The 22,330-nt window shown below is 61.4% G+C and carries 19 protein-coding genes; 12 read left to right on the top strand and 7 right to left on the bottom strand.

The window, feature by feature from the left end; all coding sequences use genetic code 11:
• Window positions 1–143: 143 nt before the first annotated feature.
• Window positions 144–1,571 carry a nucleobase:cation symporter-2 family protein gene (locus tag RHM60_RS02370; protein ID WP_322213469.1) on the top strand — a complete coding sequence of 476 codons (1,428 nt, stop codon included), beginning with the start codon at window positions 144–146 and terminating at the stop codon, window positions 1,569–1,571.
• A gap of 12 nt (window positions 1,572–1,583) precedes the next feature.
• Window positions 1,584–2,045 carry an LEA type 2 family protein gene (locus tag RHM60_RS02365; protein WP_322213468.1) on the top strand — a complete coding sequence of 154 codons (462 nt, stop codon included), beginning with the start codon at window positions 1,584–1,586 and terminating at the stop codon, window positions 2,043–2,045.
• A 584-nt stretch (window positions 2,046–2,629) separates the two neighbouring features.
• On the opposite strand, the gene RHM60_RS02360 is transcribed toward RHM60_RS02365, so the two are convergent.
• Window positions 2,630–2,884: a hypothetical protein gene (locus RHM60_RS02360; protein WP_057009320.1), complete on the bottom strand. Its 255-nt coding sequence runs from the start codon at window positions 2,882–2,884 to the stop codon at window positions 2,630–2,632.
• Window positions 2,885–3,047: 163 nt separating this feature from the next.
• Between RHM60_RS02360 and RHM60_RS02355 the strand changes: the two genes are divergently transcribed.
• The gene (locus tag RHM60_RS02355; protein WP_017738628.1) at window positions 3,048–3,368 is read left to right on the top strand and encodes a DUF883 family protein; all 321 of its coding nucleotides are present in this window, start codon (window positions 3,048–3,050) and stop codon (window positions 3,366–3,368) included.
• Between the two features lie 33 nt (window positions 3,369–3,401).
• Here RHM60_RS02355 and RHM60_RS02350 read toward each other — a convergent pair whose 3' ends face one another.
• On the bottom strand, window positions 3,402–4,439 hold the full coding sequence (locus RHM60_RS02350) for an Ldh family oxidoreductase (RefSeq protein WP_322213467.1): 1,038 nt from the start codon (window positions 4,437–4,439) through the stop codon (window positions 3,402–3,404).
• 169 nt (window positions 4,440–4,608) lie between these two features.
• On the opposite strand from RHM60_RS02350, the gene RHM60_RS02345 reads away from it, so the two are divergent.
• Window positions 4,609–9,747 (top strand): dermonecrotic toxin domain-containing protein, encoded by a 5,139-nt coding sequence (locus RHM60_RS02345; protein ID WP_322213466.1) that lies wholly within the window; start codon window positions 4,609–4,611, stop codon window positions 9,745–9,747.
• Window positions 9,748–9,768: 21 nt separating this feature from the next.
• Here RHM60_RS02345 and RHM60_RS02340 read toward each other — a convergent pair whose 3' ends face one another.
• Window positions 9,769–10,038 carry a PepSY domain-containing protein gene (locus tag RHM60_RS02340; protein WP_003236351.1) on the bottom strand — a complete coding sequence of 90 codons (270 nt, stop codon included), beginning with the start codon at window positions 10,036–10,038 and terminating at the stop codon, window positions 9,769–9,771.
• 153 nt (window positions 10,039–10,191) lie between these two features.
• Here RHM60_RS02340 and RHM60_RS02335 point away from each other — a divergent pair, with 153 nt between their 5' ends.
• The 7 genes from RHM60_RS02335 to RHM60_RS02305 all read left to right on the top strand — a co-directional run bounded on the left by RHM60_RS02335 (window position 10,192) and on the right by RHM60_RS02305 (window position 16,161).
• Window positions 10,192–11,187, top strand: a complete 996-nt coding sequence (locus RHM60_RS02335; protein ID WP_231423724.1) for a FecR family protein — start codon at window positions 10,192–10,194, stop codon at window positions 11,185–11,187.
• 319 nt (window positions 11,188–11,506) lie between these two features.
• On the top strand, window positions 11,507–11,962 hold the full coding sequence (locus RHM60_RS02330; protein WP_209981575.1) for a hypothetical protein: 456 nt from the start codon (window positions 11,507–11,509) through the stop codon (window positions 11,960–11,962).
• The gene (locus RHM60_RS02325) at window positions 11,959–12,525 is read left to right on the top strand and encodes an adhesin (RefSeq protein WP_209981573.1); all 567 of its coding nucleotides are present in this window, start codon (window positions 11,959–11,961) and stop codon (window positions 12,523–12,525) included. The genes RHM60_RS02330 and RHM60_RS02325 overlap by 4 nt, the downstream gene beginning before the upstream one ends.
• 67 nt (window positions 12,526–12,592) lie before the next feature.
• Window positions 12,593–13,276: a heme utilization protein gene (locus RHM60_RS02320; RefSeq protein WP_209981571.1), complete on the top strand. Its 684-nt coding sequence runs from the start codon at window positions 12,593–12,595 to the stop codon at window positions 13,274–13,276.
• Between the two features lie 61 nt (window positions 13,277–13,337).
• Entirely contained in the window at window positions 13,338–14,015 is a 678-nt protein-coding gene (locus RHM60_RS02315; protein WP_416195158.1) for a C39 family peptidase, read from the top strand.
• Window positions 14,016–14,052: 37 nt separating this feature from the next.
• A complete protein-coding gene (locus tag RHM60_RS02310) occupies window positions 14,053–14,802 on the top strand; it encodes a hypothetical protein (protein WP_322213465.1) in 750 nt (249 codons plus the stop codon).
• A 48-nt stretch (window positions 14,803–14,850) separates the two neighbouring features.
• Complete coding sequence (locus RHM60_RS02305; RefSeq protein ID WP_322213464.1) at window positions 14,851–16,161, top strand: hypothetical protein; 1,311 nt, start codon at window positions 14,851–14,853, stop codon at window positions 16,159–16,161.
• Between the two features lie 789 nt (window positions 16,162–16,950).
• Here the strand turns inward: RHM60_RS02305 and RHM60_RS02300 are convergent.
• Window positions 16,951–18,276, bottom strand: coding sequence for a sigma-54 dependent transcriptional regulator (locus RHM60_RS02300; protein ID WP_209981564.1), 1,326 nt, complete (start codon window positions 18,274–18,276; stop codon window positions 16,951–16,953).
• Window positions 18,277–18,553: 277 nt separating this feature from the next.
• On the opposite strand from RHM60_RS02300, the gene RHM60_RS02295 reads away from it, so the two are divergent.
• A complete protein-coding gene (locus RHM60_RS02295; protein WP_209981562.1) occupies window positions 18,554–18,814 on the top strand; it encodes a hypothetical protein in 261 nt (86 codons plus the stop codon).
• Between the two features lie 57 nt (window positions 18,815–18,871).
• On the opposite strand, the gene RHM60_RS02290 is transcribed toward RHM60_RS02295, so the two are convergent.
• Genes RHM60_RS02290 through gnd form a run of 3 tightly spaced genes read right to left on the bottom strand, consistent with a single transcriptional unit; the run spans window position 18,872 to window position 22,205 of the window.
• The gene (locus tag RHM60_RS02290) at window positions 18,872–19,705 is read right to left on the bottom strand and encodes an HAD family hydrolase (RefSeq protein ID WP_209981560.1); all 834 of its coding nucleotides are present in this window, start codon (window positions 19,703–19,705) and stop codon (window positions 18,872–18,874) included.
• Window positions 19,702–21,225 carry a glucose-6-phosphate dehydrogenase gene (gene zwf, locus RHM60_RS02285; protein ID WP_322213463.1) on the bottom strand — a complete coding sequence of 508 codons (1,524 nt, stop codon included), beginning with the start codon at window positions 21,223–21,225 and terminating at the stop codon, window positions 19,702–19,704. Before zwf ends, RHM60_RS02290 begins: the two co-directional genes overlap by 4 nt.
• Window positions 21,222–22,205 carry a phosphogluconate dehydrogenase (NAD(+)-dependent, decarboxylating) gene (gene gnd / locus RHM60_RS02280; RefSeq protein ID WP_209981556.1) on the bottom strand — a complete coding sequence of 328 codons (984 nt, stop codon included), beginning with the start codon at window positions 22,203–22,205 and terminating at the stop codon, window positions 21,222–21,224. The genes zwf and gnd overlap by 4 nt, the downstream gene beginning before the upstream one ends.
• Window positions 22,206–22,330: the final 125 nt, after the last annotated feature.

Genomic DNA, 22,330 nt, shown 5'->3' with positions numbered 1-22,330 from the left:
AGGGCTCGAAAAATGAGCAGAGTGAGGACGGTTCACTCCGGTCGATCAGATTATGCCGGTGGCTTATAAATATTTTTTTACACTTCTGACGATGAGGACTTTCTGGCATCCTGCGCCTCCCTTTTCTGACCCGAGCCCGCATTTTGTCTGACGCTCAAGCCCCCCGTCCGCGCTATAAATCCGAGCTGATCTACGGCCTCGAAGACCGTCCGCACTTTACCGCGGCGGTGTTTGCCGCGTTGCAGCATGTGCTGGCGAGCTTCGTCGGCATCATCACACCGACCCTGATCGTCGGCGGCGTGCTGGGCCTGGAAAGCGAAGTACCGTACCTGGTGAGCATGGCGCTGTTCGTCTCGGGGCTGGGCACCTTCGTGCAGGCGCGCACCTTCGGCCCCATCGGTTCGGGGCTGTTGTGCCTGCAGGGCACCAGTTTTTCGTTTATCAGCGTGATTCTCAGCGCGGGCTTCTTGGTCAAGGCCCGCGGCGGTGGTACGGATGAAATTCTCTCGACAATCTTTGGCGTGTGCTTTTTCGCAGCGTTTATCGAAGTGGCGCTCAGTCAGTTCATCGGCAAGCTGCGCAAGCTGATCACACCGGTGGTGACAGGCACCATCATTACTCTGATGGGGCTGTCGCTGATCAAGGTGGCGGTCACCGACATGGCCGGCGGCTTTGGCGCCAATGATCTGGGCGCAGCCGGCAATATGGGGCTGGCCGCGCTCGTGCTGTTGACCATCGTGGTGCTCAATCGCTTCAACAATGCGTTTTTGCGCCTGGGCTCGATTGTGATCGGCCTGACCCTTGGCTTCGTCGTCGCCTGGTGGCTGGGCCGTGTCGACATTGCCGCCCTGCCCCAGGTGCCGTTGATCAGCGTGCCGGTGCCGTTCAAATATGGTTTTTCGTTTGACTGGGTGGCGTTTGTCCCGGTGGCGGTGATCTTCCTGATTTCGCCGCTGGAAGCGGCAGGCGATCTGACAGCCAATTCGATGATTTCCCAACAACCGGTCAAGGGCCCGCTGTACATCAAGCGGATCAAATCCGGCCTGCTGGCCGACGGGCTCAACTCAGCCATGGCCGCCACTTTCAATAGCCTGCCGATGGTGACGTTCGCACAGAACAACGGGGTGATTCAGCTGACCGGCGTGGCCAGCCGTTACGTGGCGTACTTCATCGCCGGCCTGCTGGTGCTGCTGGGGCTGTTCCCGATGATCGGCGCGGTGCTGCAATTGATGCCCAAGCCGGTGCTGGGCGGCGCCACCCTGATCATGTTCGGTACCGTGGCGGTGGCCGGCATCAAGATCCTCGCCGAAGCCGGCCTGCATCGGCGCAATGTGCTGATCGTGGCGATTTCCCTTGGCATGGGCCTGGGCGTTGCCGCCGTGCCCGAAGTGCTGCGCGACCTGCCCAAGACATTGCACGACATCTTCGAATCGCCGATCACCGTGGGCGCGTTCTGTGCAATCCTGCTGAACATCTTCCTGCCCGAAACGTTCATCGCGCTGGAAGACGACGAATTTGATCCGGAGTCATCCACCCTCAAGGTGATGCAGGACCCGGACGTCACGAAATAGGAGCAGGTTCACATGCGCAAGCTCATGGTTCTATCGTTACTGCTGTTGACCTTGAGCGCGTGCGCGCTGTTTCCCCATCGCGATCCGGTCAACATCACCGTGGTGGGCATCGAGCCGCTGCAGAGCCAGGACCTGGAAGTGCGCTTCGCGGTGAAACTGCGGGTGCAGAACCCCAATGAAACGGCGATTGACTACAACGGCGTGGCGCTGGACCTGGAAGTCAACGGGCGGCCGCTGGCGTCAGGGGTGAGTGATCAAGCCGGCAACATCCCACGTTTTTCCGAGACCGTTCTGACCGTGCCGGTCAGCGTTTCAGCGTTTTCCGTGTTGCGCCAGACCCTGGGCCTGAGCCAGACCCAACGCCTGAACAACCTGCCATACGTGCTGCGCGGCAAACTGGCGGGTGGGCTGTTCGGCACCCTGCGCTTTGTGGACCGTGGCACGCTGAATCTGCCGAACACGGCGACCTGGTAAAACAAGAGAGTGTCTATCCCCGTGGCTAGCAGGCTTGCCCTGCGTTGGGCTGCGCAGCAGCCCCAAAGCCAGGCGCTGAGCCGTATCAGGTACACCGCGTTTTGCTTGATTGGGGGCGCTTCGCACCCCAACGCGGGGCAAGCCCGCTCGCCACAATAAGCCCACAAGCGCAGATTCCCTGTGGCGAGCAGGCTTGTCCTGCGTTGGGCTGCGCAGCAGCCCCAAAACCAGGCGCTGAGCCGTATCAGTTACACCGCGTTTTGCTCGATTGGGGGCGCTTCGCACCCCAACGCGGGGCAAGCCCGCTCGCCACAATAAGCCCACAAGCGTAGATTCCCTGTGGCGAGCAGGCTTGTCCTGCGTTGGGCTGCGCAGCAGCCCCAAAGCCAGGCGCTGAGCCGTATCAGGTACACCGCGTTTTGCTCGATGGGGGGCGCTTCGCACCCCAACGCGGGGCAAGCCCGCTCGCCACAATAAGCCCGCAAATTTTCCTTAACTGAACGGCATTAGGGCAAGACCGCTCGCCACAGAGCCATGGTTTGACTCGCCGCTGCCCACGCTGCGCGAGGCCATTGTGGCGTGTTTTATTTAGCCGCAGCCATCAGCTTGTTGACTTCGCTGCGCACCATGCCGGAGAACTCCGGTGGCGACATGCCGTCAAGCTCGGCACGCACCCATTCGGCCCATTTACCCTTGCGCTTGGCGCGCTCACCGAACAGTCGCGCGGCTTCGCCCTTGGCCTTGCCCAGGTTGCTTTGCCACAGGTCATAAAGACGGGACTTTTCATCTTCCAGCTCGGCACGTTCGGCGAGGGTCTTGTTGGCGAGATTGAAGCTCATGTTGAATTACCTGCTGCACAAATAGGTGCCATCTTACACCGTGGGTCGAAATATCCTGATCCGGATTTTGCTCCAAACCGGCTGCAGGCAAAAAAACTGCAACTTTTGCCGACGCCGGACACTCCATTGTTCACTGTCACATTCACCTGCAAGGAGTCACCCAATGGCCCGCAAAACCGCTGCCCAAGCCGTCGAAGAACAAATCAAGGATCAAGCGTTCAGTGAACTGACGGCGCTGATCGAAGAATCCGACAAGCTGCTTAAAAGCAGCGCAGCCCTGGTGGGCGAAGAAGGCGAAACCCTGCGTGAGCAGGTCGCCATCAAACTCAAGCAGGCCCTGGACTCGGTCTCCAGCGTGCGCGAGCGCAGCAAGCCGGTGGTGGATGCCACCGAGACCTACATCGGTGGTCATCCGTGGCAGACCGTGGCGATTTCCGCAGGCTTCGGTCTGGTGGTCGGCCTGTTGCTGGGTCGTCGCAACTGATTGCCGGGGGCTGCGCACCCTGCGCAGCCCCCGTTACTCTCCCGCCAGCTCCCGTAACTGCTGAAGATCCTTCGCGTCAATCTCGATACCCGCCTCCAGCGACTTCGCCCGCGTGCGATGACGCCGATCACCGGGTAACCGCCGCAACCCTGCTGCATGCATTTGCCGCACCAGCTCCTGACTGCGCTCGGCGAAGCTTTGCCCGGCGGTTTTGCTCGGGTCGATCACGATCAGCAATTGCCCGGTCCAGGGCGTGCGTGCGCCCGGGTGATCCGCCCAGTTGAATTCGAAGGAAAAATTACCGCCCGTCAACGCCGCCGCCAGCAGCTCGACCATCATCGACAACGCCGAGCCCTTGTGCCCGCCGAATGGCAACAGCGCGCCGCCTTCAAGCACCGCCTTGGGGTCCTGGGTAGGCTGGCCCAGGCTGTCGACCCCCATGCCCGGCGGCAAGCGCTCGCCGTTGCGTGCGGCGATCTGCACATCGCCGTGGGCGATGGCGCTGGTGGCAAGGTCAAACACAATCGGCGGCCCGTCGGCACGCGGTGCGGCGAACGCGATGGGGTTGGTACCGAACAGCGGCCGGTCGGCGCCATGGGGCACCACGCAGGTCATGCTGTTGACCACACTCAGCGCCACCAGACCTTCCTCGGCGAAGGGCTCGACATCCGGCCACAGTGCGGCGAAGTGATGGGAGTTGTGGATCGCGAGCAAGGCGATGCCGGCGCTGCGGGCCTTGTCCACCAGCAGCGTACGCGCGGCTTCAAGGGCGGGCTGGGCAAACCCGTTGCAGGCGTCTACCCGCACAAAGCCGGAGGCCACATCCGTCACCAGCGGCACCGCATGGCCATTGACCCAGCCGCTGGCCAACGTACTCAGGTAACCGGGGATACGGAAAATGCCATGGCTGTGGGCGCCGTCGCGCTCGGCGCTCGCACAGTTGTGAGCCAGGATGGCCGCCACCTCGGCTGACGTGCCGTGCTTGATGAACAGGGCGTGCAGCAACGCCACCAGGTCGTTGAAGCCGATGAGCGCGCAAGGAAGGTCGACGATCGGGGACTGGGCAGACATCTGTAGCTCCGATTTTATAATTGGGAGAAACAACAAGAATCCACATCGTCGATTAAACAACGCGGCCCGTGGCTGCTGTCAATGTCTGCTTCAGATATGTAACACCCTTGGCACTGCGCCTGCCATTACGGTGCGCACTGATGACAGCCCCGCAGATGGAACGCGCGCCATGACCCAGGTGAACCCGCCTTACTTTTTCGAAGAGTTTCAACGCCCCGTCAGTCGCAAGACCCCCTCGGAACGCGAGCGTACTCTGGGGTTTTCAGTCAAGGACCTTGATTGGTTGCTGACCCTGTATTACGCCACGGACGCGGCGCGCCAGAACAACGAAGCACGCGACTACCCGATGAACGTGGAACGGCTGCTGGTCAATCTCAGCGACCAGCCCGCACTAGTGCTGGCCGGCGCCTTCATCATGAGCCCGACACCTGACGACGCTAAAGCCGTGCTCTTCACGCCCTATGGCGGCCTGGAGTTGTTCGACAGCCGTGCCGACCTGCTTGAGGACGTGGAGGAACGCTTGAAACAGCCCGGCCAGCGTGCAGAGCTGCTGCAGTTTCTGGCCATCGATGAGCGTGACGCCTTGCCGGTCAAGGATCCATTGATTGTGAGCACCGCCGCCGTCCCCGGCGCCGTGATGGCGGACCAGCGCCAGGGCATTCTCGACGCGCAACAGAAAAACGTCGTCGCGATACTGGACCAGTTGCGCAAGCTCCCCACCCTGCGCTGGATGCTCGACACGCTGCTCAACATCATGGCGCGGCGCTACTTTCCCAGCCTTGACCAGAGCGACACGCGGGTGGACTTTCTCGCCAGGGTCGCCACCGATGAGGAACATCGCCTGGGCGCCTCCATGCCCCTGCGCGAGGCACTTCTGCAGTTTTACGGCCGTCAGGGCTGGCCCACGGACCAGACCCGCACGTTCGCCAATCTCGGCCACGACACCCGCCAGCATACCCCGCAGCAACAGGCCAAAGACCAGCAGAACTGGGACAGCCTGGTCGCGCAAACCAGCGGTATTCTCTCGACCTTGCTGCACAGCCTGCTGCAAACCTATTGGAACGAAGACTGCCGGGACGGTCAGTCACGCCTGCAGTTTTTCGCGCGGATGATCAGTGACAAGTTTCGCGTCGACCTGCTGTTCAAGCACCAGGACCAGATCGTGAGCACTGAAGAAAGCCAGACGCTGCGCGCGATATTTCTCGCAGACCAGGCCGCGCGCAGCACCTATGCAAGCACCCTGAAAATAGAAAAGGTTCAGGTTCATGCGCCCTATCAACATTACGTTGAATTGGCCAGCACCCTGCTGATCAGCAACTCCCACGCGTATTTCTATACCCAATCGCGGGGGTTGCAGGTGCTCAAGAACGTGGAAGAACTCAAGGGCATGCTGCAGGCCATGCTCAAGACGGCCGGGCATGAAGATGAGCTGCTCAATTTTCTGTCGCTGGATGAGCGCAGCGTGTTTATCGACATGGATCAGGTGCAAGTCACCGGCAAACCTGTCGCCGACGATGTCTTCCAGGACATGATCAGGGACGTTGCGGCCAAACAGTTCAGCAACCTGGAGCATGCGCTGGGCCTGTATCGGCGCAGCGTCGGCACCATCAACCTGGGCGCCCTGCTCGATACCGCCCTGGACGTTCGCATCATGCTCGACAGCCGGCTGATGGAGCACGACGCTGGCGGACACTGGAGCGTGCACCCAGTCACCAGCGGCAATGGACGACCGAGTACGGTATTGGCGGAAAAGGCCAAGCTGCAGCTCAAACGAATGCGTGCCGTGCATGATGCGCTGGCACTGGAACGCAGCAAGCAGTTGACGCTGCGCGATCTGGCCGCCCATGCACTGAATGCGGAAATGGCCAAAGGGCATACGAACCTGAAGGCCGATGACGTCTACCTCAATACCTATTCCACGCCGGCAGCAGAACGCGAGAGGCGCGTGCCTGAAACCTCAATCGGCATGGTCGCGCACTTTATTGCGCGCCTGGCCGGGCAGGCTGACGCGCTTGGTCAGTCGGCGGTGCGCGGGTTTTACGGCAAGCCTGAAGCGGGCACTGCGTTGAAATTACCCAACGTGACGGTCGCCAGCTTCAATACAGTCATCGACAAGGTGCTGAGCAGCTTCGTCGACAGGGACCTGCGCACACTCCCCCATGTGCTGATCGACAACAACAAGGCACATCCGGCCCAGGGGCTGTTCGATGGCTTGAGCGGCGAAGCGCACCTCAGGCGCCTGTCACGTACCCTTGGCCCCACTCACGTCGCCTTGCTGGGCAGTGTGCTCAACAACGAGAGCATGACCCGGCTGACACGGCATGGCCTGAAAGGGTTTATCCCGGACGCCTACGGCCTGAGCCTGAGCGTCGGAACCCGCACCGATCCACTGACCAGCTGCTTTGTACTGACCGAACGCGGCGGCATTGACACCGAGCATTCCGGTGCGGCCATACTTTGGACGCCAGGGCGTGGCTATGAGGGGTTTGCCTCGGTCAAGACCTTGCGCGATACCCTCGACCGACGTGTACAGGATGAGCGTGAACGCTGGACGTTGGTCGAGCACCTGCCGCCGTCCAGGCGTGTGCCCCACCAGCGTTTCATGCTGGGCCCATTGCAGCGTATCGATGATCACCTGGTCAACAATCGCCAGTCCACCTATAGCCGCTTCGTGCTGGACGAGATCGACCACCTGCTGTCGATGAGGCTGGGAGCACAACGCTTTCAGGACTGTATGGACGCGTTGATCCGCCGCGCGCCGCCATCCAACCTGGACCGAGCCATCAACATCGCCCACGCCCTGATCAACCAGCAGGCGTTACCGGTATGGCTGGGCATGGCGGCGCAGGCAGACCAGCGCCTGCATGCCGAACTGCTCGAACAGTACCGCCTGAGCGCGCCGCAGGAGCGCGACTATCTGCACGGCATCACGCCCCTGCGCGATAAAGTCGGGAGCACGCTGAAAGCCCTGCTTGCAGCGCGCTTTCCCGACCACGCGACAGACCCGGAGCACGTGCTGATCACGCCACGCATCGAGCTGCAGGGCCACACCCAGACCCTGACGGATTTCGCCATGCGCCATCTGCCGCAATTGCGCGCCGACGACATCCGGCCGACATCGCGTGCTGCCACCGGGCTGCCCGCCACGCTGGACGGGAACGCCGTGGTGCAACTGGTGCGGCAGCTGGATTTGAAGAGTATCTACCAGACGTTGCTCGCCACCCACCTCAACGGCAACACCGACGACACCCGCGAGCGCCGCCAACTCTTCTGCCGGCAGCTGCCCTGGCAACTGCTGCAGTACGCCCACGAACAAAAGCTCAATGAACGGCTGTCGGACGCGGCCTGGCGCCTGCTCCAGCAAGCCTTTGACATGCCCGATGCCGTGGCCCGTGCCGCCGTCAGCGGTGCGAAGGCGCTGGTTCGACCGCTGGAGCTGATCGCCACCGAGGGCGCCTCCGTAGTGGCAGCGCTGGGCTGCTACCTGATCGGTGCCGAGGCAGCCGATCCCCTGGTGCTGTACGCGCCCTACAGCACCCGGCACGTATTGAAAGAGTACAAGGACGAAACCGAACTGCTGCATGAGTTCACATCCCCCGGCGCATTGCAGGACTGGGTGATCGGCCAGATGCAAACGGCTCATCAGACGACCTATCGCAATCTGTTGCGTCGGCCGAACGCGGACATTCATCTGGGCGCGTCGCCCGTCAGCGGCAATCTGCTGCATCGGTTGTTCGACGACAACCGCGAGATGCTCAACCGGATGCTGACCTGCCAGTTCACGCCATCGGGGCAACGACAGTGGGATGCGGTGAGCAGCCTGCTGAGCGAGGCTATCCCCAGAGGCCTGGCGTTCATGGCGGGCAAACTCGCCTACCCGCTGGTGGTGTGGCGCAGTTATACGTTGTTCAAGGCCTCAGCCGAAGACCTGCAAGAGCATCGTTGGACAAGTGCACTCAAGACCTTTATCGCCGGCGTGGCCCAACTGGCCGCCCTGCGCGATGAACTGGACGCGCCGTTGCCTGGCTTGCCTGCGGCCAAACAGCCGTCGTCGCTCGAACAATGGCCAGCAGCCTCACCGCCCAAAGCGATGACTCTGGACACCTACAAAGTGACGGCCCCTGCGCGCACGCGTTTGAAGAAGTTTGAAGGCCAGGATGTTTCGCTTGACTCCCTGAACCTGAATGCGCAGACCCACACCTACGGAGAGAAGTACGGAGAGCGCCACTTTGTGCCCGCTGCGGGCAAGGTATACGCCGTGAGCAAAGCCGGTGAGCACTGGCGACTGGGTGCTACCGAGGATCGCGGCCCCTGGATACAACGCAATAGCCAGGGCATATGGGTGCTTGACCTGAACCGACACACCCCCCGCTATGGCAAGGTCCTGTCCCGCCTTGCCGATCGCTACTACCCTCCTACTGCCGAGCAGCATGGCATCAATGTGGAGGCGATTGGCATGCGCGCAATCAGCGCCGTGTCGAGTTGGAAGGCGCGCTGTATCAACGAAGCATTGAATGTCGCCACGTACTACGCCGTGACCTGCAAACGCAACATTCTGCACTTCGCCCCCTCACGTGATCCGTTGAGCCGGTGCGGCTTGTTTTTTGGCGACATGTTCGGCGTCGGTACCCTCAGCCCCGACCAATTGGGGCGGATCGAGCGCCGGATTGACGAAGTGCTCAATGAGCTGATCAACCCCAGCCTGATCACACCCGACTCCATGCGTTTTGTCAGTGGCACCGACCGTTACAACCCTGCGGATGCTTGCGCGTTCATCCTGCCTGGCGAAGCAGAACGCAGGATTTACTTGATGGACCGCTTTTTCGACCCGCTGCTGGACGTCTATCAGAACCGTCTCAACGCGCCGTTCGACATTGCCGCCCATGCACGTGCGGCCACCCTGATCCACGAGATAACCCACATAACCTGCGACACTGAAGACCTGGCCTACCTGGACTCGATGCGACCGTTTCCTGACTTGATCAACGTCAACATCAAAGGCGCCACGCAGCTCAAGACCACGCTGACGGACTTGCGTGAAACCGCGCTGTCGACGCTGACGCCAGCCTCGACGCTGTTCAGGACGTGGGACGAATTCAGCCAGACGTGGGAAGATTTCGGCAAAAGCACTTCGAGTACTTCACTCAAGGACAAGGTGCTGAGTGCCACCGGTACAAAAACGTTGCAGGATGCGCGGTCAGTGTTCATGAGTAACGTCGACAAGCGCATCGACACCATCCTGGCCAATGCAGACTCCATTACCTACCTGATCACCCACCTGGGACGCACGTTGGATGCGGGAGCCTGAACAGGCTCCCGGCGCGGTCGATCAGTCTTTCTGATCACGCAGGACGTTGCCCGAAGCGCCGTCGATGCGGGCTTCATACACGACGCCGTCGGACTTGCGTCCCTTGACTTCCCAGTAGCCGTTGTCGTCGGCTTCGGCCGCATAGACTTCGACATAGCCGGCCTTGGTCTTGGCCACTTCGATGGCTTTTTCAATCGGGATCCAGCCGGCGCCCGGCTTGTCGGCCAGCGCAGCGCCTGCGCTCAGCAGGGCGGAGGTTGCACACAGCGCGATGAGGGTTTTCTTCAGCATATTGGTTACTCCATCGTGGGAAACACAGACTCAAGTCCTGAAATTTTTAGGTGCGCGCCAACGAGAATAAGTTCCAATTGATGTGCATTCGCCATGATGCTGTTCTCGCCGTCCGCTCGGGGAGGTTAGAATGTGGGAAATCAGGATGAGTCAATGAGCGAAAATTCCGTTTCAGAAGCAGAATATGACGCCATCACCGACGCCGCGGCGCAGTGGTGCATGCGCCTGCATGCGGCCGACTGCACCGGCGCCGAGCGCCAGGCTTTCCAGCGCTGGCATGACGCTCATCCACTGCACGCCTTTGAATACGCAGCCATGCTGGAGATCTGGGACGTTGCCGAGCACCTGCCCCGCCCTCAAACCCAGCCTGTCGTGGTGCGGTTCAAACCGCGTAGCCGATTGCGCACCTATGCAGTCGCCGCTGCGATTTGCCTGGTAGCCTTGCCGCTGGCAGCGTTCACCGGTTGGGAAGCCGGCTGGCTGCCCAACGCCTATGAACGCTTCGAAACAACCAATGACGCACGCGTAGTCACCCTGGGTGATGGCAGCCAGGTGGAAATGAACCTGGGCACGCAACTGGTCTACGCCAATTACAGGGATCAGCGTCAACTGACGCTGAACAGGGGCGAAGCGTTTTTCAAGGTCAGCCATGACAGCGCCCACCCCTTTATCGTGCGGGCCGGCGACGGCCGGGTGCGTGTGACGGGCACTCAGTTCAACGTGTGGAAATATGAAGACCAGGTACGGGTGATGCTGCTGGAGGGCTCGGTGCAGATTTCCAGCGACACGGTGCACGGCAGCGTGCCGCTGACCCCGGGAATGCAGGCCAGCTACCAGCATGGCGATGCAACACCCAAGCTCCGCGCGATCAACCCCGGCGACTCGGCGCTGGCCTGGCGCCAGGGTAAGCTGGTACTCGATAATCTGGCCCTGGCCGATGCGCTGCCCTTGATCAACCGCTACCTGAGCAAGCCGGTGATGCTGGCCGACACGCCCACCGGGGCGATTCGCATCGGCGGCATCTACAACATCAATGAGGTCAACAACCTCATCCCTTCCCTGCCCAAGGTGCTGCCGGTCTACCTGACCCAGAACCAGGACGGCAATCCCGTACTCAATTCCATTCCGCGTAAAGCCCCCAAGGGCTGAGCCTTTTCGCCAGCCATCGCGGGCCCGCCTGCGCCTGATGTGTCCATTTTTGAAACACTTCCCCGCCTGCAACCGCCCGTCTTGAGCGGATTCATGGTTTTGCCCTGGGCAGTGTTTCATCCTTGAGACAGCTCACAGGCGGCACTGGATCTGCGTCATCACCTCAACGCTGTCTCATCTCTGAAACAGCATGGCCATCACTTTGCCCACAAAAAAAGCTAACCTTTTGAATATAAACGTCAAATAAAAAGCGGCACGCCTTCTGCTTTACGTCTGTCAGCGCTGTTTAGGGTCAGCGCTATGACTAAGGACTGCCACCGTGGACACACACAATCCTGGCTCACTGAGCCTCCTGCTGATCGGCTGCGCACTGAGTGCCGTCGTGAGCCTGCCAGTGCTGGCGGCGAATGATGGAGTGATCGTGATCGAGCGTCAGGTGCAACCTTATGCCATTGGCCGTGCACGCGGCACCGACCCCTACCCCATCACCGCCAATGCCAACCCGACCGGGCAAATCCGCGCCGTCACCAACGAACTCAGCGACCACGACATCGCTGGCATCAGCAGCGGTTCCAGCGTTACCCGCAGCGTCATGCCCAATGGCGACCTGAACGGGTTGAACGCCATCGGTGCCGGTAACAGCCTGGGTGCCGCCAGCGCGGCGGGCCAGGGCGGCGGCAGCGCTGGCATCTCGGGAACGGTCAACGGCGCAGTCTCACGCGGCCTCGCACCGCTGAACAACCTCGGCGGCATGATCGGCGGAGCGATGAAATGAATCATCTCTGGATGCTCCTGGCCATGATGAGCTGCTCGGCAGCCATGGCCGACACGACCGGCAACAACGCCAGCATCGATAACTCGGGCAAGCAATACAACGGCGCGGTCTCGATCAACCAGGCCGCCGGTGACCAGCAACAGCTGAGCAACAACCTCGCCATCGCCGTGGGCCATAACGCCCGGGCCACTGTCTCCGTCACACAGAAAATCAGCGGCGCCGCCGCCGACCGCTCCCTGAGTGCCAGCACTGCGATTCAGGGCAACGCTTTCAGCCATGGCAACGGTGCACTGAGCGTCAATCAGTCGGCCGGGGCCCAGAACCAGATGATCAATGCCGTGCGCGTCAGCCTGACCACTGGCCCGCAAAGCATCGACGACAGCGTCATGTCGCAACAGACCGTTGCGCTTGCAACAGACTCGGGATTGACCTCTACCACTGGCAGCCGCCAGGTCGTTACCAGCGACCAGGCCTTCACCGGCAGCCGTGGAGTGGTACAGGTCAACCAGAGCGCCGGGGTGGGGAACCGAGTGGCTAACACCCTGAATGTGCGACTCAACTGATGGAGCTGAGTCGCCTGCCGGACCGTATCAACACTTAAATCACTAATTAGAAGCAAGGAGATACACCATGAAAACCACCACAGCGCTCAAACCACTGGCTTTCGCTCTCGCTGCGCTCATGGCTGTTGCAGCCCAGGCAGGCGGCTACCACGCGCCTACCACTGCTGCCGCGACTACCGTTGACGGCCAGAGCAACAAGGGCAACACCGTACTCAACGACAAAACCGAAAACAACGCGTCGACCACTGACTCCTACAACCACATCAGCGGCGTGGCCAACGGCAACGTGCTGAGCGGTGACAACAACCAGGGCAAGAACGACGTGGCCATCGTTTCCGGCGATGCTGACTTCGTGTTCGCCAGCACCGGCACCGCGCAATCCAACAGCGGCAACCTGGCAATCAACGGCGGCTCGCAAAACAATGCTTCGCTCAACAGCAGCGGCAACAACGCTTCCGGCGTGATTCAGTTGAACGCAGCCACCGGCACCTCCAACCAGGGCAGCAACAGCGTTGCTATCGCCTCCGGCAATGGCGACAGCGGCGCAGCCGTTGTATCCGGCGTGCAGGATGTGTCGGGCAACCTGACCGTGAACCTGAGCAGCGGCCATGGCTGGGGTGCCAAATCGGTGGTCACCAACAACGCCAGCGTGAACAACTCGCTGAACTACAGCTCCGGCGTATCGAACTCCAACGTACTGTCGGGCAGCAACAACCAGGGTCAGAACAACGTAGCAATCACTCGCTTCTGATGCAGATCGGGCCTTGCCAAAAAGGCCCCTTTCATTCCAGTGTCCAACAGGTCACCTGATCATGCGCCGCGTTGTCTTTCTCCTTTTGTTCGCACTCACCGGCCCGACCTGGGCGGGGCAAATGGCAGTCGTCATGCCCAACGGTGCGGTGGTGTACAAAAAGGTCGAGAGCATCCGCGAGCGCAAGTTCGCCAACCTGGTGGAACAGAAAACCGATTTCAGCTGCGGCGCCGCCGCGCTGGCGACCATCCTGCGCCAAGCCTATTGGATGGACGTGGATGAAGACCACATCATCAAGGGCATGCTGGTCAACGCCGACCAGGACCTGGTGCGCACCCAGGGCTTCTCGATGCTCGACATGAAGCGCTACCTGGAAAGCATCAACATGCGCGCCAAGGGCTATCGCATCGCCCCTGACGTGTTGATGACCGTAAAGGTGCCGGTCGTGGTCCTGCTGGAAATTCGCGGCTACAAGCATTTTGTGGTGTTGCAGCGGGCCGACAAGGAGTGGGTGTACATCGGCGATCCGGTACTGGGCAACAAGCGCTACGCCAGGGACGACTTCGTCAAGGGCTGGAATGGCATCGTGTTCGCCGTGATCGGTGAAGGCTACGACAAGACCAACGCCCTGCTCACCCCGCGCGTGCCGCTGACCGCCAGGAACCAGTTCAACGCGTTCAGCCCGGTACGTGACAGCGAATTGATGGAATTCGGTTTTATCCAGAGCGACTTCTTCTAGAAGCGCAATAAGGGGCAGGACGCTCCAGGAGCACACGATGAACACTTTCCGTTGGTTGACGGTCATCTGCCTGGCCGCCTCTGCACCGGTGCATGCGTCCTCGGCGTTCAAGCCGATCGAGCTCAAGGATGCGGAAATGGCCGACCTGCGCGGGCGTTACGTGATGCCGGGGCGCATCATCAGCTTTGGCATCGTCATGAGCAGCACCTGGACCAATGCCGCCGGCGCCACCGTGACCGGCAGCGCGGCCATGCAGGTCAACGCGTCCACCGTCACCCCGCAATTTTATGTGCAGGTATCGGGCAACGATGGCACAGGCGTGAGCAGGCAACCTGAAGGCACCGGCACAGTCGTCGGTGGCGCGGGCCTGGGCACCGGCCAGGGCGTGGTGCAAAGCGTTCGCGCGGCCGGGGATGGCAACGCTGCCACCAACGGCGTGGACATCAACGTGAGCAAAAACGGCCTGGCCCCGGCCAACTACGCGCAGTCCGGACAGGCGCTGCTGGCTGGCCAGCCGATCACCGGTGGCACGGCGGCAGGCCAGGTCACGGTGAGCGCCAATAATGGCGGGCTGCAAATGGCCCTCCAGGCCAGCAACAACCAGGGCAATGCCGTGCAGCAGATCGGCGCCGGCAACGTGCTGCAAGGCACCGTCATTCAAGGCAACGGCAACGCGGTCAGCAACCTGACCCAACTCAATGTGGTCATGGGCAACAACGGTTTCAACAACATCACGCAGAACCTCAATCTGGATCAACTCAAGGGCCTTCGCCCCTCCGGTTATTGAACTACGCTGAGCCTCGACACTTACGCATTAAAAGGGACGGCTTATTTCATGCATCGATCTGTATCGTTACGTGCCGTGGTTTGTTTGAGTGCGCTCCTGCCCGCCTCCGTGCTTTATGCCGCACCGGACGCTGATATCGAAACACTGAAGCAAGAACTGCTGGAGCTCAAGCAACGCTATGAAGTGCAGCAAAAAGCACTGGCCGTACTGGAACAACGTGTAAGGCAAGTAGAAGATCAACCCGCAACACCCGCCCCCAAACGCCTGGCCAAATCCCCTGCCGACTTCCAGAAAGGCGGTACCACCGTGGCCGGCCATACGCCAGGCGTAGGCGCGGCGGCGGCCTCCGGCGGCGCGGGCGGCGGCAGTTCCTACGGGCAGAACCTCAAGGACGACTCGGCCCCGGCGCAAAGTGTGAGCAACCTGTACAACGAAGCCAGTGGCTTTTTCGGCAACGGCAGGTTCAGCCTGGAAACCGGCATCACCTACGCGCGCTACGATGCACGCCAGTTGTCCCTCAACGGCTTTCTCGCGCTGGACTCGATCTTCCTCGGCAATATCAACCTGGACCGCATCAAGTCCGACAGCTGGACCCTGGACCTGACCGGGCGCTACAACCTGGACAACCGTTGGCAGTTCGACCTGAACGTGCCGGTGGTGTACCGCGAATCCACCTACCAGTCAGGCGGTGCGGGCGGCAGTTCTACCGCCATGTCGGAAGGCTCGGTAACGCGCGACCCGACCATCGGCGACGTCAATGCCGGCGTCTCGTACAAGTTCCTCGACGAAAGCGCGCACCTGCCCGATGCGGTCGTGTCGGTACGGGTCAAGGCGCCCACCGGGGCGGACCCGTACGGCATCAAGCTGATACCGAAACCGGGCAACGACAACCTCGCCATTCCCGAGAGCCTGCCCACCGGCAACGGCGTGTGGTCGGTGACGCCGGGCATCTCGCTGGTCAAGACCTTCGACCCGGCGGTGCTGTTCGGTTCGCTGTCCTACACCCACAACTTCGAGGACTCGTTCAGCGACATCAGCCCTAACGTCAATCAGAAGGTGCCCGGCAAGATCCAACTGGGCGACAGCTTCCAGTTCGGCGTGGGCGTGGCATTCGCGCTGAACGAGAAGATGAGCATGTCGTTCTCGGTGTCCGACGTGATACAGCGCAAAAGCAAGGTCAAGCAAAGCGGGCAGGAATGGCAGTCGGTGGTGTCCAGCGATGCCAACGCGGGCTATTTCAACGTGGGCATGACGATTGCGGCGTCGGACAACCTGACCATCGTGCCGAACCTCGCGATCGGCATGACGGACGATGCGCCGGACTTTACGTTCAGCCTGAAGTTTCCGTATTACTTCTGAATGCCCAACGCGTCCTTGGGTGCGGACTTGTTGTGGCGAGCGGGCTGTCGTGGCGAGCGGGCTTGCCCCGCGTTGGGGTGCGCAGCGCCCCCCATCGAGCAAAACGCGGTGTACCTGATACGGCTCAGCGCCTGGCTTTGGGGCTGCTGCGCAGCCCAACGCAGGACAAGCCTGCTCGCCACAGGGAATCTGCGCTTAACTGAACGGCATTAGGGCTTGCCCTAATGCCGTTCAGTTAAGGAAATTTTGATCGTTCCCACGCGTGGGAACGATCAAGAGGGCTCTTGTGGGCTTATTGTGGCGAGCGGGCTTGCCCCGCGTTGGGGTGCGCAGCGCCCCCCATCAAGCAAAACGCTGTGTACCTGATACGGCTCAGCGCCTGGCTTTGGGGCTGCTGCGCAGCCCAACGCAGGACAAGCCTGCTCGCCACAGGGAATCTGCGCTTAACTGAACGGCATTAGGGCTTGCCCTAATGCCGTTCAGTTAAGGAAATTTTGATCGTTCCCACGCGTGGGAACGATCAAGAGGGCTCTTGTGGGCTTATTGTGGCGAGCGGGCTTGCCCCGCGTTGGGGTGCGCAGCGCCCCCCATCGAGCAAAACGCGGTGTACCTGATACGGCTCAGCGCCTGGTTTTGGGGCTGCTGCGCAGCCCAACGCAGGACAAGCCTGCTCGCCACAAGGAATCTGCGCTTAACTGAACGGCATTAGGGCAAGCCCGCTCGCCACAACAACCCAATCACCCGCGACAAGCACGCTAGCCTCAAGGTGTGGACGTGGAGTGGGCGCGTCTAGCGGATCTGGTGCTTGTGCAATAACCGGTAGAACGTGGGCCGGGAGACGCCCAGCACGCGGGCCGCGATGCTCAGGTTGTCGCTGTGTCGATTGAGCACGTCGCACAACGCCTGGCGTTCGGCGCGGTGCTTGTAGTCTTCCAGTGTGGCCATGGGTGGCGACACGGCCCGCTTGCCCAGCAAGCCCAGGTCGGTGGCCTCGATCTGGCGCCCTTCGGCCAGTACCAGACCGCGGCGTACGCGGTTGGCCAGTTCACGCACGTTGCCCGGCCAGGGATGCTGCCCCATGGCAACCAGCGCGTCCTCGCTGAAACTGCGCGGGCGGCGGCCGGTTTCCTGGCTGTAGAAGCGTGAAAAGTGGTTGGCCAGCATCGCGACGTCACCGTGCCGCTCGCGCAGGGGGGCGGTGACCACTTGCAGCACATTCAGGCGGTAATACAGGTCTTCGCGAAAGGTGCCCTTGACCACCGCCGCTTCGAGGTCGACGTGGGTCGCCGCCAGTACCCGCACATCCACCGGTATCGGCTGACTGCCGCCGACGCGTTCGACCTGTTTTTCCTGGAGAAAGCGCAGCAGGTTCGCTTGCAACTCCATCGGCAAGTCGCCGATTTCATCGAGAAACAGGGTGCCGCCATTCGCGGCTTCGATGCGGCCGATCTTGCGCTGATGGGCGCCGGTAAACGCGCCTTTTTCATGGCCGAACAGTTCGGACTGGATCAGGTGTTCGGGGATGGCACCGCAGTTGATCGCCACGAATGGCCTGGCATGACGCTGGGACTGGCGGTGCAGGGTCTTGGCGACCAGCTCCTTGCCGGTGCCGCTGTCACCGCGAATCAGCACCGGTGACTCGGTGGGCGCCAACTTTGACAGCAACTTGCGCAGCTCGCGGATCGCCCTGCTGTCGCCGAGTAATTCGTGTTCGGGCCCGTCCACCGGCGTGTTGCCCTTGCCGCGCAAGCGCGCCATGCCGAACGCACGGCCGAGAATGACCTGCACTCGCGACACATCGAACGGCAGGGTATGGAAGTCGAAAAACCACTCGCAGACAAAATCGCCGACGTTCTGCAGGCGCAGTACGTCCTGGTCGAGCACAGCAATCCATTCGGTGCCGCTGCGGCTGATCAGTTCCTTGACGGCCTCGGGGCGCTCCAGGTGATACGGCTGCAAACGCAACAAACCGATATCACAGGAGCGGTCCCCTACCGTTTCCAGTGCGCAACTGTCCACGTCCCAGCCGGCGGCGCGCAAACCGGGCAGCAGGCCGTGACAATCGTCACAGGGGTCAACCACAAGCAAGCGTCGCGGGACGGGTGTAACAATCATGACTATTCCTTGGCGTCAAAATTGTTAAAGTTATTTATAAACAAAGATTTGGGACGCCTGACTGCCACACTATCAATTTATTGACGAGCACTATGTAACATTTCGCTATAAGTGCGGGCAAAAAGCCACCGTCTCCATCCGCAGATCAAGCCTTGAAAATTAATTGCGTCAGTATGTGACCCGAACCCGGGCATCGTGCATCAGTACAAGTAACCCACCGCACGGTCAGCCCAACCGCCGGTGCTGACTTGAATGGGCATACAGAGAGAAGACCCACATGAACGCCCCGCTCCGCATCAACGAAGCTCTTTTGATCGCAGACCGTGCCTTCCAGCCCTTTCAGTGCGTGGCCTGGCATGATGGCGTTGGCGCCCTCAGCCTGAGCGTCATCGACCGCACCAACACCCGCATCGGCAGCAAGCAGCTGTCGTCAAGCGCTTACACCGACCCGGCGCAATTGGAAGATCTGCTGTTGCAGGCGCGTGCCGAACTCGACGAGCACGGCTACCAGTTGCAGTCCTGGGCAATGCCCAAGTAAGGCATGACCCTGACGGGCGATCACTGCAAACAGTGATCGCCCGTTCGAGCTGGGCCTCTAAGAGCCTGCGCGCGGCGCGAGAATAAAGCGTTCGAACGCCTCCGCCGCGCCATCATCCAGATTGCTGCCGGTGACGACAGTCGCCTGGTGCTTGACGGTTTCTTCCGCCTGGCCCATGGCAATCGACAACCCCGCCACGTGAAACATCGCCGGGTCATTGCCGCCGTCGCCAATGGCGGCGGTCTGCGCAAGCGGCACCCCAAGGTGCGCCGCCAGGGTCTTCAAGGCCTCGCCCTTGTTGGCCAGCATCGCCGTCACATCCAGGTAAACCGGTTGCGAACGTGATACCTGAGCCAGGCCCTCTACCTTGGGATGCAACTGCGCTTCCAGCTCCACCAGCAAGCCGGTGTTGTTGCTGGCCGCGACAATCTTGTCGACCCGATCCAGGTACGGCTCGAAACTCTCCACCACGATTGGGCCATAGCCCAGCCCTGCAGCCTCGCGCGGCTCCATAGGCCCCGGCGGATCACGCCGCAACCAGTCACCGTCGGCGAACACCCAGACTTCCACGTCCGGCTCGGCCGAAAACAGCGCCAGGGCAATCAGCGCCGCCTCCGCCGGCAGGTGGTGGGCAACCAGAATGCTGCCATCGGGGTTGATCAGCGTGCCACCGTTGAAGCCCGCCACCGGCACATCAATGCCGAAGGCCTCGATCAGATGATGCATGGCCTTGGGCGGTCGCCCGCTGGCCAGGCTGAAAAACACCCCGGCCTCGCGCAACGCCCGCACCGCATCGGCAGTGCGCTGGCTGAGGCGGTGGTCCGGGTGCAACAAGGTGCCGTCCACGTCACTCAGGATAAAACGGATGGGATGGATCGCCGCGTCACTCATCCGAGGCTGTGCCAGGTGCGACCGTCGCGCGCCAGCAATGCATCGGAGGCGGCCGGGCCGTCCTCGCCCGCCTTGTAGGCCTGGATCCCGTCGTCCTGCTGCCACGCATCAAGAAACGGCTGCACCGCACGCCAGCCGTTTTCGATGTTGTCGGCCCGCTGGAACAAGGTCTGGTCGCCGGTCATGCAGTCGTAGATCAGGGTTTCGTACCCGGTCGACGGCTGCATCTCGAAGAAGTCCTTGTAGGCAAAACCCAGCTGGATGTTGGCCATGTCCAGGGTCGGCCCGGGCTTTTTCGCCAGCAGGTCGAACCACATGCCCTCGTTGGGCTGAATCTGGATTTTCAGGTAGGTGGGCTCGAGTTCGTCCACATCGGTGTCGCGAAACTGCGCGTAGGGCGCAGGCTTGAAGCAGATCACGATTTCGGTGTCACGCACGCTCATGCGCTTGCCGGTACGCAGGTAGAACGGCACGCCCACCCAGCGCCAGTTGTCGATCATCACCTTGAGGGCAACAAACGTCTCGGTGCTGCTGTCGGGCGCCACGTTGGCTTCTTCGCGGTAACCGGGCAGTGACTTGCCGCCGATTTCGCCGGCGGTGTACTGCCCCCGCACCGAGTTGGCCCGCGCATCTTCCAGCGACCAGGGCCGCACGGCACCGATCACCTTGGCCTTTTCACCCCGCACCGCGTCGGCACCGAAGGCCGCCGGCGGTTCCATGGCGACCATCGCCAGCAATTGGAACAGGTGATTAGGCACCATGTCGCGCAGGGTGCCGGTTTTCTCGAAGAAATTACCCCGGGTTTCCACGCCAACGGTTTCGGCGGCGGTGATCTGCACGTGGTCGATGTAATGGTTGTTCCAGAACGCCTCGAACAGCACGTTGGAGAAACGGCTGATCAGGATGTTCTGCACCGTCTCCTTGCCCAGGTAATGGTCGATGCGATAGATCTGCTTCTCGCTCATCACCTTGAGCAGGCACGCGTTCAGCGCTTCGGCGGTCGCCAGGTCGGAGCCGAACGGCTTCTCGATGACCACGCGGCGGAAGCTCTCGTCGGTTTCCGTCAACAAACCGGCACTGCCCAGGCGCTGCACCACTTCACTGAAGAAGCGCGGCGCGGTGGCCAGGTAGAACACCGCGTTGCCGGTGCCGCTGTCGGCGATCTTCTTGCCGATGTCGGCGTAGGTGCTGTCGTCGAGAAAGTCGCCCTCGACATAGCTGATGCCCTTGGCCAACTGCGCCCACAGCTCGGGGTCGAGGGCATGCTCGGCATTGCCCTTGACCTTGCTCGCGGCTTCGGTGCGAATGAAATCTTCGAGCTTCTTGGCGAAATCGGCATCGCTGATGGCGTTGTGATCGACGCCGACAATCCGCAGGCCATCGCCCAACAAGCCATCACGGCTGAGGTTGTACAGCGCCGGCATCAGCAGACGCTTGACCAGGTCGCCATGGGCGCCAAACAAAAACAGCGTGGTGGGTGGTGCGGGCTCGGCCTGTGGTTTTTTGCCGTTGGCGGTCATTTTTTGGAAGTCTCCACGTGACCGCCAAAGCCGAAGCGCATGGCAGAGAGCATTTTGTCACCGTAGGTGCTCTGCTGACGCGAGCGGAAGCGTGCGAACAGCGAGGTGGACAGCACCGGGACCGGCACGGCCTGCTCCATGGCGGCTTCGATGGTCCAGCGGCCTTCGCCACTGTCGGCGACGGAACCGGAGTAACCGTCGAGTTTCGGGTCGGTGGCCAGCGCGTCGGCGGTCAGGTCCAGCAACCACGACGACACCACGCTGCCGCGGCGCCAGACTTCGGCGATGTCAGCCACATTGAGGTCAAAGCGCTGGTCCTGGGGCAGATTGTCCGAGTTCTTGGTCTTGAGGATGTCAAAGCCTTCAGCGAACGCCTGCATCATCCCGTATTCGATGCCGTTGTGGATCATCTTGACGAAATGCCCGGCGCCCGCAGGTCCGGCGTGGATGTAGCCGTGCTCGGCACGCGGATCGGCGCTGGCGGAACGGTCCCTGGTTCGCGGGATGCTGCCAACGCCCGGGGCCAGGCTCTTGAAGATCGGGTCGAGGCGCTGCACGGTCTCGACGTCGCCGCCGATCATCATGCAGTAGCCGCGCTCCAGGCCCCAGACGCCGCCGGAGGTGCCGACGTCCACATAGTGCAGGCCCTTTTCCGCCAGGGCCTTGCCGCGGCGTACGTCGTCCTTGTAGTTGGTGTTGCCGCCGTCGATGATCACGTCACCGTCTTCCAACAGCTCGCTCAACGCATTGATGGTGTCTTCGGTCGGGTCGCCTGCCGGCAACATGACCCACACGGCGCGAGGCTTCTGCAGCCCGGCCACCAGGGCTTTCAAGTCGGCGACGCCGGTGGCGCCCTCCTCGCTCAAGCCTTTGACGAATGCTTCGTTACGGTCATAAACAACGGTGGTATGCCCATTGAGCATCAGGCGCCGCGCAATGTTACCGCCCATGCGGCCTAGTCCAATAATCCCCAGTTGCATGTGCTGATGCTCCTAACTGCTAAAAAATGTGTGACATAGTTTATAGCGCAATGAGGCTAATGAGGGTTAGTCCAGAGCGGATAGCGGGAGTTTCATGCTAAAAAAGTTGCCATCGTTTCACCATC

Source organism: Pseudomonas sp. MH9.3, assembly GCF_034354675.1.
GTDB lineage: Bacteria > Pseudomonadota > Gammaproteobacteria > Pseudomonadales > Pseudomonadaceae > Aquipseudomonas.
The sequence above is the reverse complement of the archived record's forward strand: the minus strand, read 5'-3'. Positions and strand labels throughout refer to the sequence as shown.

Excerpts from the sequence above, each read along its gene's own strand:
- RHM60_RS02365 (WP_322213468.1), top strand. The coding sequence starts at position 1,584 with ATGCGCAAGCTCATGGTTCTATCGTTACTGCTGTTGACCTTGAGCGCG.
- RHM60_RS02360 (WP_057009320.1), bottom strand. The coding sequence starts at position 2,884 with ATGAGCTTCAATCTCGCCAACAAGACCCTCGCCGAACGTGCCGAGCTG.
- RHM60_RS02355 (WP_017738628.1), top strand. The coding sequence starts at position 3,048 with ATGGCCCGCAAAACCGCTGCCCAAGCCGTCGAAGAACAAATCAAGGAT.
- RHM60_RS02350 (WP_322213467.1), bottom strand. The coding sequence starts at position 4,439 with ATGTCTGCCCAGTCCCCGATCGTCGACCTTCCTTGCGCGCTCATCGGC.
- RHM60_RS02345 (WP_322213466.1), top strand. The coding sequence starts at position 4,609 with ATGACCCAGGTGAACCCGCCTTACTTTTTCGAAGAGTTTCAACGCCCC.
- RHM60_RS02340 (WP_003236351.1), bottom strand. The coding sequence starts at position 10,038 with ATGCTGAAGAAAACCCTCATCGCGCTGTGTGCAACCTCCGCCCTGCTG.
- RHM60_RS02335 (WP_231423724.1), top strand. The coding sequence starts at position 10,192 with ATGAGCGAAAATTCCGTTTCAGAAGCAGAATATGACGCCATCACCGAC.
- RHM60_RS02325 (WP_209981573.1), top strand. The coding sequence starts at position 11,959 with ATGAATCATCTCTGGATGCTCCTGGCCATGATGAGCTGCTCGGCAGCC.
- RHM60_RS02320 (WP_209981571.1), top strand. The coding sequence starts at position 12,593 with ATGAAAACCACCACAGCGCTCAAACCACTGGCTTTCGCTCTCGCTGCG.
- RHM60_RS02315 (WP_416195158.1), top strand. The coding sequence starts at position 13,338 with ATGCGCCGCGTTGTCTTTCTCCTTTTGTTCGCACTCACCGGCCCGACC.
- RHM60_RS02310 (WP_322213465.1), top strand. The coding sequence starts at position 14,053 with ATGAACACTTTCCGTTGGTTGACGGTCATCTGCCTGGCCGCCTCTGCA.
- RHM60_RS02305 (WP_322213464.1), top strand. The coding sequence starts at position 14,851 with ATGCATCGATCTGTATCGTTACGTGCCGTGGTTTGTTTGAGTGCGCTC.
- RHM60_RS02300 (WP_209981564.1), bottom strand. The coding sequence starts at position 18,276 with ATGATTGTTACACCCGTCCCGCGACGCTTGCTTGTGGTTGACCCCTGT.
- RHM60_RS02295 (WP_209981562.1), top strand. The coding sequence starts at position 18,554 with ATGAACGCCCCGCTCCGCATCAACGAAGCTCTTTTGATCGCAGACCGT.
- RHM60_RS02290 (WP_209981560.1), bottom strand. The coding sequence starts at position 19,705 with ATGAGTGACGCGGCGATCCATCCCATCCGTTTTATCCTGAGTGACGTG.
- zwf (WP_322213463.1), bottom strand. The coding sequence starts at position 21,225 with ATGACCGCCAACGGCAAAAAACCACAGGCCGAGCCCGCACCACCCACC.
- gnd (WP_209981556.1), bottom strand. The coding sequence starts at position 22,205 with ATGCAACTGGGGATTATTGGACTAGGCCGCATGGGCGGTAACATTGCG.